This window comes from Chryseobacterium sp. MEBOG06, from assembly GCF_021869765.1.
Classification (GTDB): Bacteria; Bacteroidota; Bacteroidia; order Flavobacteriales; family Weeksellaceae; genus Chryseobacterium.
This window is the reverse complement of the sequence record NZ_CP084580.1, coordinates 3226085-3240367: the sequence shown is the minus strand read 5'-3', so window position 1 is coordinate 3240367 and position 14283 is coordinate 3226085. Positions and strand designations below refer to the sequence as shown.

Here is a 14283-nt window from a genome sequence, read left to right as displayed (position 1 = left end):
AGATAATCAACCTATTGTTTCTACCATTTCTATCAAATCATTTGTTTCTTCCATTATCCATTCGTTATCGGAAATGAGATTTTGGATAAGGAATTTTTCTTGATCATTAAAAAAGGTAGGATCTAATCCGGATAGTGAATCATCATGTCCTTTTGGTTTCCAAAAACTTTTATGTTCTGTTTCAATAATAGATTTGCTAGCTCCGTTTGGAAAAAGGAGGCGGATCTGTGGTAATATTTTTTTTACAATTTGGTAGATATGTAATCCGTCATAATCCCAGTCACAGGAATAATAAATTGGAAGTGTGATTTCTCCTGAAAATTTTAGTTTTGCAATATTTTTCCCCCCGGCATACCAAAGTTCGATATTGTGCTTACGTGGTCTTGAGGGGCGTTTTAAAAAGTCAAGATTTTCACATAATACGATTTTTTCGGGTTTTTCACATTGCAAGACATACTTGTATTGTTGATCTTTATCATTTGCCAGAGAATCAATATTTAAAATTGTTTTTACAGCTGAGGTAAGACTTTCTGACTTTTCTAGATATTTTTCGTTTTTGAAAAACATTTGTGACACACCTCTGACAGTTTCTTCTGCTATTATTATTTCATCTCGAACAGGAAGTAAATCACCTGAATCCATACCATTTTTTAATTCCATTAAAATCTTAATGTCGGATTCTTGAAAGCGTATTTGAGGGGTAAGTAGTTCATTAGCTCCTAGAAAAGATAGATAAGAATTAAAATTTTTTAAGTGATTCTTTGTATAAAATTCCTTGAAGCCTGGACCTTCATTAATCCGATTTATTCCAAGTTTTAATTCTCCTGTTTGATCTAAGAGAAATTGGATATCAATGTCGCTTAAAAGAGTTGACCTCATCACTGTAAACCCATTATTGTAGATCTCATTCAGAGCCTTTAATACTATCCAGTTCATCGTTATTCTTCTTTTGGTTCTTTAAATATGTTAAAAGATTTTGTTTAGTAAGATTGGTTTTAAAATAGCTTGAAGGAATTGGGTAATTAATTTCTGATATTTCTTTTCCGGGTAAAAGATGATGGAGGTACCATCCCTGATCTGAATCTGCTCCAAATGGTTTAGGAGTCATCGTTATTATTTGATAACCAAATTCATCAGCAATTTCTGGGAAATTATTGAAGTTGGTCTTATCAAGATTCGCAGTTTCTTCAAGTATAATAAATCTTACACCTGTACGATTCTGTGATTGAATTTTTGATAATCTTCCGATTCCTAGAAGAACCTTTGCAGTATATGTTTCGCCGGTACTTCCAGAAACTTCATTACCTTTTTCATCTAAAAGCCCAGCATCCAAGGTGAAATAAGTACGTGGATCAAGAAGTTCTCGGAACCCCATTTTCTTTTTATAATTAGCCGCTTTCTTGAAAAAATCTTCTACAAAATTTTCAACAGAATTACCCATTGGAAGCTCACCTGGTTTAAAGGCTTGTTGAGATTGGCTTTGAAGTTCTGTAATCCAATTGATTGGAATGTCATTGCTGGGTTGGAATTCTACCTGAAAATAGTACTTTTTACTAATTTTTCGTCCTTTGAAAAAAAGATTTAAATCCCGGATTTGTCTTTCATAAGCATCATATTTATTCTTAGTTTTGGCAAAAATCTTTAACATAGTCTCGTGAATTGAATCAATAAGGTTATGGCGGGATCTATTTGCCGTTCTAAGCTCCTCAGCAATCTGATCCTTAAAACGTATTTTTCCTAAAAAAATTCTTTCTAGAAGTTCAAAATTGAAATTACCGTTTTCCATTTCGATGGTAAGTTCTATATTGTTTTTATTTTTTGTTTCGTCGAAATTTTCGCAAGTCTGGCGATATAATGATTCATAATTTGCTTTGTCATAAGTAAATCTGCCTTTTGCTTCCCACATTTGACTTTCAGTAAATTCTAAGATCTCAGCTCCAAAAAGGTCATTGTAAGTCTGTTCTATATTTTTCTTTTTCTCTACATAATTAATATATGCTGTTTGTTCTTGATCTTTTTTTTCTTCCAAATCTCCTTTCAGTGTAGGAATTGTTGTGTTTTTTAATGTAATTAATGTAGCATCATCGCTGGTATGTCTCTGCTTAAATTCATCATATTTTTTTTCACGTTTTTGTACAAGGCTATGCTCTCTATTTTCTATTGAGGCAAAATCAGTAATATCATCAATATTTGCTGATTTGATAAGTTCAGAATATTCTTCTTTAATTATATTTACTTCATCATTCAGTTTCTTTCTTTTGTCATTCAACTGCAATGCCAGTTGGATAGTTAAGTTTATATCTTTTTGGACGGCATAGTTTTTTAATCTCTTATCGAGTGATGCTAGAATAGGGGCAGATTCAATATCATAAACATTCCCCAGTTCAAAAGCTTTTATATTTTCATTTTCAGATTCTAATTTTTTTAGGGCAGAATTATTATTATTAACCATTTCTGATATAGCTTTTTCACGTAGATTTACATCGTGTAATATTGGCTCGTGTGCTAATGGTTTGATGTATATGTTGAAATCTTGAAAACGCAGCCAGTAACCAGAAGAAGTCTCATCTTGGATTATATTCTCTTCTGCTAAAAAATCAAAACCGTCAGCAAAAAAATCGACAATTTCAGTATTGGGTTTCTGCCATTTGGTTGAAATGAAATGAAAAAGAACAGCTTCCTGAGAAATGCTTATTTTTAAATTAGATTTTAGAACTTGGGCAATTAACGAATTTTCATCTGATTGGGCGAAAAGTGTATTTACTGTCTCCAAATATTTTATCTGAGCGTTTATTTCAGCTTTTCTACAGTTGATTGCTTTCATTTGTACTTCTAGCCGATCTTCTATAGTGGAGAGACTTTTATAATCACTATAAATAGGAAGGAATTCTTTACAATACTTAATTATTTCGTAGTCTTGATAATCATCTATTTGAAATAAACCTGTCAATGATTCCTCAATAATTGGCAAATCTATTATATCAAACTCTGCAATTCTAGTTTGTAAGTCTTCGATTTTTGAAGCTAATTGTTTAGCCTGCTGAACTGATTCGAGTCTCTTTTTACTTAATTCATACATTTCTTTGTAGGCAAGAAACAGTAATTTTATTCGAGGTAATTGAATTTCCAGTTTGTGAGCAGTATTCAAAAAGATTGAATATTCATTTTCTGTCCTATCTAAACTTGCTTTTATTTTATTCCAATTAGCAAAATAATATCCCGCTTCTTTAAACAAATATTCTTTATTGCTTTCCTTATATTTATCTTCAGAAGTTTTAAGTTCATTAAGGACTTCTTGTTTACTTTCAAGATCGTTAATGAATTTTTGTAATTGCTCAAAGTCCAGTAAAAGCTTGTCTATTTGGTTTTTATGTGCGTCAAAAGATTCTTCCAATTCTTTTTCATTGCCGTCAAAAAGGAATTCTTTCAACGCATCCGATTTATCACCTTCACTTCTAGCTCTCGAGAAAGACTGGATGATTTTGGCAAATGCTTTAAGACTACTAGGTACACTTAAATTAATAGGGAGAATATCCCTGTCGAAGAGATTCGCATAATGCTCCTCTTTCTTGTCATGAGTACTAAAAGATTCAAAATAAAGACCATAATTATCTCTGAATTTTTACTTAATTCTTCAACGAGGCATATTTGCCCTGATTCTTTTATGAAATTAGCTGAAGATGGAATTTTATCTATAGTGAAAGCTCTATCCTTAAAATCTTTAGTATTATTAGGATCTGCTGTAATTAAGAATGGTCTTAATGGTCTATTGGTTGTGTTTGGAATACAGACTCCTAAACATATAAATTTGCCATCTTCAATCTCAATTGTTAAAAATGCATAAGCATCCCTGCACTTGTAGGCAAGCTTGTGAATTTGTCGAACTTCTTTTTTATATCCTTCTGTCCCGAATTGAAAAAGATGACGATCATTTATAAATATTAGTTGAATGAGGTCAGCAATGATTGATTTTCCAACCCCGTTGGAACCGGTGAAGTCAGTTCGTTGTGGATGGATAAGATAATCTTGGTTATAATGTTTTAAAATCCCAACAGTAGATAAAGAATAAATTATTGGGTTCTTCATTTCTTGTTCTTCTTTTGCATTATTTGTTCTACGAAAGTATCAAAATGACTAATCTCATAGTGATAGAGATTGGCAAATCTATTTATGCTTTCTCTGATGATAAATAGAATATCTCCATCGCCTTCCCCGGCAGGTAAAAGCTTGACCCATCCAAGTTGATCTAGTGTTCGGAGAGCTCTTTTATAATGATCCATTGCGGTTTTCCACTCGGGATCACTATAAAAATCTCTTATAATGTTATTGAAAAATACTTTTTTATATGAAGGGGCTAGATCACTGTTCATAATTTCGTTTTCTAAAATCGGTCTATTGATTGTTTTTGTATGATCAAACAAACGGTCATAATACATATTGAGTAACATGAGTGCAATGAGAGAATCCCACGCTGACATTTCTCTATGGCGATCACTTGAATATAGTTTACCTTTACCTTCTTCTGGAAAATCTAAATAGTAATATTCTATATTTTCTGATTTTTCTCGTTTTAAATCTAGTCCATATAATGATCTGTAGTAAAATGTAAATTCAGAAACATAATTATTTACTAGTGTAAAGATATAACCTTCACCGGTTTGAACGTGTCTTCCGCGTAATAACGAAATGTTGAGGTCAGCAAAATGTGCTTGAACATCAGTGAAATTTAAAAAGCTAAAATCATGATTTACTTCTCTGTCTTTATAGTCGTAGTCCATGTTATGATCGGTTTATTATAATATTGAGTATTTACTTTACAATCGATAAGTAATTCATGCATTTTATTATCATGTGCATATTGAATAATCTCATGAACAACCTGAATTGCTGTTTCTTCATCATTTTCATGCTCTAGGATATTGTAAAATTCTTTCGTCAAATCAGTAATTTCATTATTTTTCAAAGTCTCCTTTAGATTATTGACAAGTGTTGCTGTCCTTTGCTGACGCGTTAATTCAGCTTCAATCAATAATAGTTCGGATTGATGATATTCCCTATCTTCTGGAATCTGTATCACTAAGTTACTTTGTGATGGGTTTTTATAGAGATCTGGCATAGCACTTAATTTGAATTTTTCGTGAACTATAAATTTTTTAGAAAATTCTTCAGGAAAAATTAACATAGATTTTTCTACAGTGCTATGTTCCATTATATATTCAAATAGTCTTCGTAAATTATTTCTAAATTGGCTTTGGTATCTTAGAAATTCCTGCAGTTCGTTGAGCTTGGTGCTCGCATACTGAATTTGTTCTCTGAGTTGCCCGAGTTTATTGTCTACAATATTAAAGAAAGATAGTACTTCTTCTTTGATATCTGATGCACGTGAAAATGCATAATGCAATTCGTTGAATTCTTCTTTTTGAACCTCCGTAATAGGTGTTCCGTATTCCTGTGTTTTTTCATAAAAGTAAGAAACTACCAAATCTATTTCATACTGCAGACTATTTCCCAAACGTAAAGTGTCTCGTATCTCATCGGCTTTTTCTGCAAGATCCGAAAATACTGCAGAAAAGTCTGACACAATTGACTTAGGGTCAATATCTACAGAATATAATAACTTATTAAGTCTTGTTATAGCATCTTTCACTTGATTTTTCAACTCTTCGAGATGGTCAAAAACATTTTCTCTTGTTGTTGCTTGAAACCCTTGATTGAACCAGCTTTCAAATTGATTAATTTGCTTTATTTCAGTCGCAGAGAAATTTGTATATCTTTTGAAGCTTTCTCTTAATGGGAATTGTCGAAAGGGGTTGTTCAGTTTGTGTTCTAATAACAATACGAATTTTCGAGAGTACTCTGTTAGTGTATATAAGTTTTTTTGCTCGATTGGCCTTTCAATAAAGTAAGTAAGGAGGTTTTTTAATAATCTTTCTTTATTTGGGACATTTGAATAGGGAGGTAAAAGAGAAACAGTCTCTTCAATTGTCCTCTGTATATCTTTATTAGAAAAATTTGGATCGATTTCTCCTGTCTTAATTTTCTCATACAAGGATATTATCAACAAACCTTCTTCCATTGAGGGGATTAGTTGATGATAAGATTCGGCTATTTGGCTAGTAATATTTTGTTTTAGCATTGATTTACCTAGCTTCAGTTTATAATTATGGCTATTAGTAGTTATTGAAATCTTATTTCACAACACTTGTTAACAAGTTACAAATTTTTATTAAAAAATGAAATGTAAGAATCTGGATAGATTTAAATTATTGAATTTGGGTTATGATATGTTTAAATGTGTCAACTAAACTAAAGATGTCTGTGTAGTGACATACTGCATCAATAGAATTTAAAATTTAATTTACTTATATCAAAAGTTTTGGTTCTTCAAAATCGTAATTAGGAATTATTGTAGTAGTATATTGAAGTATTGTGCGTTGCTTAATTTGTTGTATTTAAAGTTTGTTAAAACTTAATTTAAAACCGTATTGTTTTTCAATAAATACATAAATTCCACGTTTTAATTGTATAGCATTTTTCAACAAAACACCACCTGATGCCTGCCGTTTATCTTTATATACGAGTTAGTACAGATGAGCAGGCTGTAAAAGGATATTCCCAGCGCAGCCAGTTGGAGCGTCTTGTGCATTATTGTAAATATAATAACCTGATTATTACAGAAACTATTTTCGAGGATTATTCAGCTAAAACATTTAATCGTCCATCATGGAATAAATTGATGTTTAAAGTTAAATCTCTTAAAAATCGTCCAGCTATTATACTCTTTACTTACTGGGATAGATTTAGTCGTAATATTACAGATGCTTATTTAATGCTTGAGAAGCTTGGAAGTATGGGAGTTTCTCTTCAGGCTATTGATCAACCAATAGATTTTTCTATACCGGAAAGTAAGATTATACTTGCAGTATATCTGGCTACATCTGAAGTCGAAAATGATAAAAGAAGCCGGAATGTGAGTTTGGGTATGCAAAAGGCAAGGCTAGAAGGTCGATGGATAAATAAAGCTCCTTTAGGATATCGGAATAAAGTAACAGCGGATGGAAGAAAATATATTGCTCCCTATGCTCCTGAAGCTTTTATAATTCGTGAAGCCTTTGAAGAGATAATAAAAGAAAAAAGAGTTACAGTATCAGAAATATACAAGAATGCTATCTCTAAAGGCTTAAAATGTAGTATGAGTGCTTTCTATAGATTAATAAGAAATCCTATTTATTGTGGACAAATTAAGGTTCCTGAATCCGAAAATGAAAAAAGCAAGATTATTAATGGGTTACACACAGGAATTGTATCTGTAATGCTATTTGAGCAAGTTCAAAAAGTATTACGAGACTTAAATAACTTAAAGTTCGTCAAAAATAAAAAAGTACTTAATGAAAATTTTATATTAAGAGGAGTTCTTTTATGCCCCATCTGTGGAAAAACATTGACAGCAAGTTCATCGCAAGGGAGATGTAAGAAATACTATTATTACCATTGTGCGGGAGAATGCAAGTATCGTATTAGGGCGGATTATCTTAATACAGGTTTTCTAACTTTTCTTAAGGAAGCTCAGATTGATATTTCTTTTTTAAAGATAGCCAATGATTTCTTGAAAGAAATTAATAAAGGAAAACAGGAAGCTTACCAAAGTAAAAAACGAGAGATTGGAAGGGCGATGGATAAATCAATTGATAGAAGTTTAAATGCACATCAGCTTTTTTCAATGGGGAAAATTGATTATGATGATTATTTCCTTATTAAGAACAGTTGTAAAGTGTATTTGAAAAATTGTGCTTCTGAATTACGTGAGCAAGCCTTAAAGGCCGGGGTAAGAATGTATGGAAAGAAAGAAGGGAATAATATATTTTGTCATTTAGGAGACATTTATGAGGTATCTGATATATTAACTAAACAAAGAATAGCAAGATTATTCTTTCCTGAGAAAGTAATAACCAATGAAAATATTCTGAATATGTTACCGGAATTTATAAAAGAGATATTTGGAATAAAATTAGCAAAACCTGAATCCAAAGTAGCTAAAAATTTAGGTAATGATGAGAAGATAAACCATTTTCTAAAAGAAATTTCATTGTTTGCTTTTGAGCAACAATTGAAAACAATTTAGAGAAATATATTTATGATTTTATCTAAATTTTTGGTGTTCGATTCCTGTTAGGTCATCGAATGCTAAATTTTCAAATCTCTACCGGTTTTCGATTTTAATTGATTGGTTTTAAGCGTGTTATTGTTTTGTGTTGGTATTGGTCGAAATATTTTTTTGTAATGAGTCTTGTAATTAAAACCTTAATTTGATTAAAGTTAACTGCTTGATTATTAGTAATATAAAATAAATATGCGCAAATTGTCCTAAATATGCGCAAATTGTCGTTTGTGACCTCGACAGGATTCAAACCTGTAACCTTCTGAGCCGTAATCAGATGCGCTATTCAGTTGCGCCACGAGGCCTTGTGTTATCTTGTTGTTTAACGGTTGCAAATATACCACTTTTTTCCGTTCTTTGGAAGATGAAACAGAAAATTTTACTTTTATTCACGGTATTTTTGCTAATTGCCTGTAAAAGAGAACCAAAAATTTCGTCCTCAGATTGGACTAACATATCAAGTCGTACCCAGTTTAAGGAACATGATGGAGTTCTCGAGCTAAAATCGGGAAATTTCACCTATAATTTCGAAAAAAATCAGACGCCATTCAGAAAAATAATTCTTTTGAATGCAAGTATGGCAGGATATATTTCTGAACTTGGAGCCGAAAATCTGATCATAGGAGTGTCAAGTCCGGAATATATGTATTCGGATAAAATTCAGAATCTTCTGAAAGAAGGAAAAATTGAGAATGTAGGAAGTGACCAGAAGTATGATGTAGAAAAAATAATTTCTATGAAACCGGATGCTATCTTTACCAATTATATTGCAAGCTTTGAGAATACTTACCAGCTGTTGAAGAATAACGGGATTCAGGTCGTATTCCTGGATGAGTATATGGAGCAGAAGCCAATGGAAAAAACGGCTTACATAAAACTTTTTGGTGAATTTTTAGGGAAAGAAAAAGAATCTGAAGCTAAATATCAGGAAGTTGAAAAAAATTATAATGATCTGAAAAAATTAGCTTCAACCGCAAAAGACAGACCGGTTGTATTGGCTAACGAAATGTATGGTGATGTTTGGTATCTTCCAGGAGGAAATACCTCTGTAGCCCATTATATTTCAGATGCCAATGCGAATTACATCATGAAAGACAATAAGGATGAAAAAGCACTGACAATGAGTTTTGAAGAAGTGTATGCAAAAGCTGGTGGTGTTCAGTACTGGGTGAATGCCGGAAGCCATACCTCTAAAAAAGAAATGCTGGGAATGAACCCTTTCTATGGAAAGCTGGATGTTTTCAATAAAGGGAAAATATATACCATTGCAGGAAGAGAAAAACTGAAAGCTAATGACTTCTTTGAAAGTGGAGTGGTAAGGGCTGATTTGATCCTTAAAGATTACATAAAGATCTTTCACCCTGAGCTTTTGCCGGAATATCAGCTTACCTATATGAAAGAGTTGCAGTAACTCGGACTATTTGCTTATTTTTGCCTTTCCTTTTTATAAAGTTATGTGGAAAAAAATTAAACAGCTTATCTTTATCATTCTTGTTCTGAATGTAGTTTTTATTATCTGGGGTAGATTTTTTAATCCACCCATTACCATTACCCAGATAGGAGGGCTTTTTGAATACGGAAAACTGCACAGAGATTATATTTCCTACGATGAAATGGGAAATAATGTGAAAAAAGCAGTAATAGCCTCTGAAGATCAGAAGTTCTTTGATCATGACGGTTTCGATTATACAGCCATTGAAAAAGCCATGAAATATAATGAGAAAGGAAAAAAAGTCAGAGGAGGAAGCACCATTTCACAGCAAACTGCAAAGAATGTCTTTCTATGGCAGGGAAGAAGCTGGGTAAGAAAAGGATTGGAAGCGGTCTATACCTTTATTATCGAAAAAGTATGGGGTAAAGATGTTATCCTTGAAAGATACTTGAATTCCATTGAAATGGGGCAGGGCGTATTTGGTGTAGAAGCGGCAGCCCAATATTATTTTGGAAAATCATCTAAAGAGCTAAGTGCTTCAGATGCAGCCTGGATTGCCGCTGTATTGCCCAATCCTAAGAAGTATGATCCCAAAAATCCTTCCCCTTATCTGAGAAAGAAGCACAATTGGATTATGAGACAGATGAGGAATGTGAGTTTGAAATAGTATCTTTGTACTAATGAAATTCTTTAATTCCAGCACAAATTTTGAGTCAGTTCTTAAAAAATACTTTTCTTTTAAGAACGAAACTCTTTCTTTAGAACCGTTTGCCGAGTTTTTAGAAAGCATCAAAAAGGCAGACTTTACAGATGTACTCAATTTTCTCAGAAGTAATCCGAATTTTGCTGAAAACTTTAAGCATTATATTCACAATATTTTTAAAGGAAGACCTTTTAATCTTTCTTTAACGGAAGCTAATATTCTTTCGGAAAATGCCTTCTTTCCGGAACTTAAAAAGAGAATCCTGAACAAAGTTCTTCCTCCTGTAGAGAATGAGAAGACGATATGGTACATGATTGATAATGTCAGCATGAGGCCAAAGAAGGATTTAAAATATTTACATAATCTTCCGGAGAATGAAATAAATGAGTTTCTGAATATCCTGGGTGCCTCAGATTTTATTATCAGACCCAATGTGAAAAAGGAGCTTATTTTCTCTATGAATATCCTTTCCTGGAGGGTTACGGGCATGGCAATGGAAGTGGAAGTTGTGAGAATGGCTCCCCAATACAGGAATCTTGATAATCCTTTTCTGGCGTTGCAAAATGAGCTGGAAACATTAGCTGATGACCTTGTAAAAGATCCTGATGTACAGCTGCATTCCAAAGACAGCCGTTATAAACAGATTAAAATCTATACGGAGCAGTGCCTTGAGTTTGTTAATATTGCTTTTAAAAACTCAGCTAAATATGGTATTTCAGGAAAGATTAACCAATCGTTGCTGAAGATCCGCCAGCAGACTGAAAGAATTTTTGATATTGTACAGCTCCTGGTCATTGATAATGATGAAGATGTTCTTGTTAAATCCAAGCAGTTGGTCTTTAATATTCTGAATTATAAATCTCATAAAAATAATATTGCAGACCTTATCAACGATAGTACGAGGCTGATTTCTCATCTTATTACCAATCATACCGCAGAAGCTGGCACCCATTATATTACCTCCACCAGAAAGGAATATATGACTATGTTTTACAAAGCAAGTGGTGGTGGGATTATTGTAGGGGCACTCTGCGTACTGAAAATGCTGTACGGATATATTCCGGGAAGTGACTTTTCACACGCATTTTTGTACTCAATGAACTATGCAATGGGATTTGTCATGATTTACCTTATGGGATTCACATTGGCCACAAAACAGCCGGCAATGACGGCTGCTACCATGACTAAGGTGCTTTCTGAAGAAGGAAATGGCCAAAGAAACAATACTGAATTTGCCCATCTGGTATCAAAATTATTCAGAAGTCAGTTTATTGCATTTGTGGGAAATGTATTGCTTGCCTTTCCCATCGCACTTGCTATTATCTATGGACTGGATGTGTTTTTCTCTCAGAACCTGGCCGTTGAGCGGTCTGATAAATTATTAAAAGATCTTGACCCTTTTAAATCCAAAGCTATTTTGCATGCCAGTATCGCTGGTTTCTATCTGTTTATTTCCGGGATTATTTCCGGAAACATCGGGAATAATTCCGTGTTCTACCAGATTCCGGAAAGAATTGCCAAAAACCTTTCGATCAGAAATTTCTTTGGAAAAAAGTTTGCCAAAGGATTATCAAAATATTATGCTAAAAACTGGCCGGGAATCGTTTCCAATTTCTGGTTTGGAGTTTTTCTGGGGGCTACCGCTCCGGTAGGAATGTTCTTTGGGCTTGATCTCGATATCAGACACATTACTTTTGCCGCAGGAAACTTTGCATTGGGGCTTTACGGAAAAGACTTTTCAGTAGATTCCTATACTTTCTGGATCTCCTTTGTAACTGTATTTCTGATTGGATTCTTTAACTTCCTGATTAGTTTCAGTCTGTCAATGTTTCTGGCATTCAGATCTAGAAAAATGAATTTCGGGCAGGTAAGTGAAATCTATAAAGAGATTTTCAGGTATTTTATAAAACACCCTTTGAAGTTCTTCATACCGCTAAGTTCCGGACTGGATAAAAAAGCGGATGATCTGATGAGCAGCAGAATGTCTAATAAATCTGAAGAGCATTAAGAGTGTTCCTTATCATATAGAAGCAAAAATGCTCCTTTCGGGAGCATTTTTTATTTTTCAAAGACAGCTATAGATAATTTAAAATATCATTTTATTTGAACCCGGCTGCTTATAATCTTTTACATGCAATAAGGAAATTCCGGGCATTCTGCAGGTAATTGTTCCCAAAAGATACATTGGCCAGGGTCCCCACAGCTCACAAGACAGCATACCATCTGTCCCGCACCTTGTATTGCCTTCATGTTTTTTCTCGATAATTTTTTTGATGTAAGTACTTTTTTCATGTTAAAAATAGTTTATTTTATGAGTCTTAAATATATCACTTTTACTGGATATAATGTGTTTTTTTTTCATAAATAATCATTTGTAACATAGATAAACAGAGAGAACTCTATAATATTTGAATGTCGCGGAATTTATCATCTCCAAACTTATCCTGAAACTTCTTCAGATAGAAACTCTTACGCATTGTAAAGTCATGTTTCAGTAATGGAGAGTTAATTTTAATAATAATACATCCCTTTTCAAGATTGACACTTCTGATTTCGTTAAATAAACTCTCATCCAGATAATCTTCAAGGAAGTCTTTGATTTCAAAGGCAACAAGCTTATCCTCAAATCCGTGGATTCTGGCAAAAGACTTTACCAGTTCGGAGGATTGATATTCACGTTTTTTCTTCTTCATAATTGTGTTGCGTGGGTTCTGGGTTTTGTGTGATTTGAAAAGGAGTGCAAAAATGTAAATTATTTATTTATATTCCAATTTTCTTATACCCAATTTTTATATAAATTGATTTTACCTCACTATGTTAGTCTGATATCCCATTTATTCCATGAATTAGAAATTAAGTGTCTTAAAATTAATGTTTTAATGTCGTTTTCCGAAGCTTGTATCCAATTCATATCTCAAAAATAATACTTTCTTCATTGATTTTCTTTACCACACTTTCTGTACGTTCTCTATGCGTATCTGTAATGAATATCTGCCCGAAACTTTCCTTGTTCACCAGTTCGATCAGCTGTGATACGCGGGTGTCATCAAGTTTATCAAAAATATCATCTAATAAAAGAATAGGAGTTTTTTTGGTAAGCTCTTTTACAAGGCTCATCTGAGCCAGTTTTAAAGAAATAAGAAAGGATTTCTGCTGTCCCTGTGAACCTATTTTTTTGATCAGAACATGATCCATCTCAAAAAGTAGATCATCTTTATGAATTCCTTTGGAGGTATAAGTAAGCATACGGTCTTTTTCAATGCTTTCTCTTAAAAGTTCCGCAAATGTATTTTCAAACAAATGAGATTCATAAATAACAGCTACAGTCTCTTTGCCCCCCGAAATAATCTGATAAAAATTCTGAACAATGGGGTTAAGCTGCTCTACAAATTCTTTTCTTTTCTTGTATATTTTAGTTCCAAAACGTGTGATAGGTTCATCATAAATATCCAGCGAATCCCTGTCCCAGTTTCTGTTTTTAGCAAAATATTTTAGTAAGGCATTTCGTTGCTGAATGGTTTTCTGATACTGAATAAGATCAAAAAGATATTCGGAATCCGTCTGAGAGATCATAGCATCCAGAAACTTACGCCTGCTTTCCCCGGAATCCGAAATAAGATTTGAATCATAAGGAGAAATCATGACGCTTGGCAGGTAACCGATATGATCAGCAAGTCTGTCATAGCTTTTGTCATTCTTTTTGATTACCTTTTTGGCTTCCTTCGGCTGGGTGATTCTGATGATGTCTTCACTGTCTTCATTCTGAATTTCAGCATCAAGAGAGAAAAAATCTTCTTCACTTTTGATGTTGTTGATATCAGTGTTACCCAAAAAACTTTTCCCTACAGATAAATAATGCAGAGCATCCAGAATATTGGTTTTTCCCACCCCATTATTACCTACGAAACAGTTGATCTGGGGGGAAAATTCAAATTTCTTTTCTGAATGGTTTTTGAAATTGTAAAGGGAGAGCTTCTTGATAATCATTCG

Annotated in this window: 12 protein-coding genes and 1 tRNA gene; 4 read left to right on the top strand and 9 right to left on the bottom strand. The window is 33.2% G+C overall.

Annotation, left to right across the window (positions count from 1 at the left end; all coding sequences use genetic code 11):
- Nucleotides 1–6: 6 nt before the first annotated feature.
- The 5 genes from LF887_RS14880 to LF887_RS14860 all read right to left on the bottom strand — a co-directional run bounded on the left by LF887_RS14880 (nt 7) and on the right by LF887_RS14860 (nt 6136).
- The gene (locus LF887_RS14880) at nt 7–936 is read right to left on the bottom strand and encodes a hypothetical protein (RefSeq protein WP_236855031.1); all 930 of its coding nucleotides are present in this window, start codon (nt 934–936) and stop codon (nt 7–9) included.
- Nucleotides 905–3430: a hypothetical protein gene (locus tag LF887_RS14875; RefSeq protein WP_236855030.1), complete on the bottom strand. Its 2526-nt coding sequence runs from the start codon at nt 3428–3430 to the stop codon at nt 905–907. The genes LF887_RS14880 and LF887_RS14875 overlap by 32 nt, the downstream gene beginning before the upstream one ends.
- Before the next feature lie 83 nt (nt 3431–3513).
- Nucleotides 3514–4086 (bottom strand): hypothetical protein, encoded by a 573-nt coding sequence (locus LF887_RS14870; protein ID WP_236855029.1) that lies wholly within the window; start codon nt 4084–4086, stop codon nt 3514–3516.
- Nucleotides 4083–4778 (bottom strand): condensin complex protein MksE, encoded by a 696-nt coding sequence (locus tag LF887_RS14865; protein ID WP_236855028.1) that lies wholly within the window; start codon nt 4776–4778, stop codon nt 4083–4085. Before LF887_RS14865 ends, LF887_RS14870 begins: the two co-directional genes overlap by 4 nt.
- Complete coding sequence (locus LF887_RS14860) at nt 4748–6136, bottom strand: hypothetical protein (protein ID WP_236855027.1); 1389 nt, start codon at nt 6134–6136, stop codon at nt 4748–4750. The genes LF887_RS14865 and LF887_RS14860 overlap by 31 nt, the downstream gene beginning before the upstream one ends.
- A gap of 417 nt (nt 6137–6553) precedes the next feature.
- Here LF887_RS14860 and LF887_RS14855 point away from each other — a divergent pair, with 417 nt between their 5' ends.
- A complete protein-coding gene (locus LF887_RS14855) occupies nt 6554–8122 on the top strand; it encodes a recombinase family protein (RefSeq protein ID WP_236855026.1) in 1569 nt (522 codons plus the stop codon).
- Between the two features lie 267 nt (nt 8123–8389).
- Here LF887_RS14855 and LF887_RS14850 read toward each other — a convergent pair.
- A tRNA-Arg gene (locus tag LF887_RS14850) sits at nt 8390–8463 on the bottom strand.
- A 260-nt stretch (nt 8464–8723) separates the two neighbouring features.
- On the opposite strand from LF887_RS14850, the gene LF887_RS14845 reads away from it, so the two are divergent.
- The 3 genes from LF887_RS14845 to LF887_RS14835 are packed head-to-tail and all read left to right on the top strand — an operon-like array spanning nt 8724 to nt 12301.
- On the top strand, nt 8724–9569 hold the full coding sequence (locus tag LF887_RS14845) for an ABC transporter substrate-binding protein (protein WP_236855025.1): 846 nt from the start codon (nt 8724–8726) through the stop codon (nt 9567–9569).
- A 43-nt stretch (nt 9570–9612) separates the two neighbouring features.
- Nucleotides 9613–10257: a monofunctional biosynthetic peptidoglycan transglycosylase gene (mtgA, locus tag LF887_RS14840; protein WP_236855024.1), complete on the top strand. Its 645-nt coding sequence runs from the start codon at nt 9613–9615 to the stop codon at nt 10255–10257.
- Between the two features lie 13 nt (nt 10258–10270).
- Nucleotides 10271–12301, top strand: coding sequence for a site-specific recombinase (locus LF887_RS14835; RefSeq protein WP_236855023.1), 2031 nt, complete (start codon nt 10271–10273; stop codon nt 12299–12301).
- 119 nt (nt 12302–12420) lie between these two features.
- Here LF887_RS14835 and LF887_RS24445 read toward each other — a convergent pair whose 3' ends face one another.
- The 3 genes from LF887_RS24445 to recF form a co-directional block, all read right to left on the bottom strand.
- Entirely contained in the window at nt 12421–12585 is a 165-nt protein-coding gene (locus LF887_RS24445) for a bacteriocin-like protein (RefSeq protein WP_410680094.1), read from the bottom strand.
- 107 nt (nt 12586–12692) lie between these two features.
- A complete protein-coding gene (locus tag LF887_RS14830; protein ID WP_236855022.1) occupies nt 12693–12986 on the bottom strand; it encodes a hypothetical protein in 294 nt (97 codons plus the stop codon).
- Between the two features lie 214 nt (nt 12987–13200).
- Nucleotides 13201–14280 (bottom strand): DNA replication/repair protein RecF, encoded by a 1080-nt coding sequence (gene recF / locus LF887_RS14825; RefSeq protein WP_236855021.1) that lies wholly within the window; start codon nt 14278–14280, stop codon nt 13201–13203.
- Nucleotides 14281–14283: the final 3 nt, after the last annotated feature.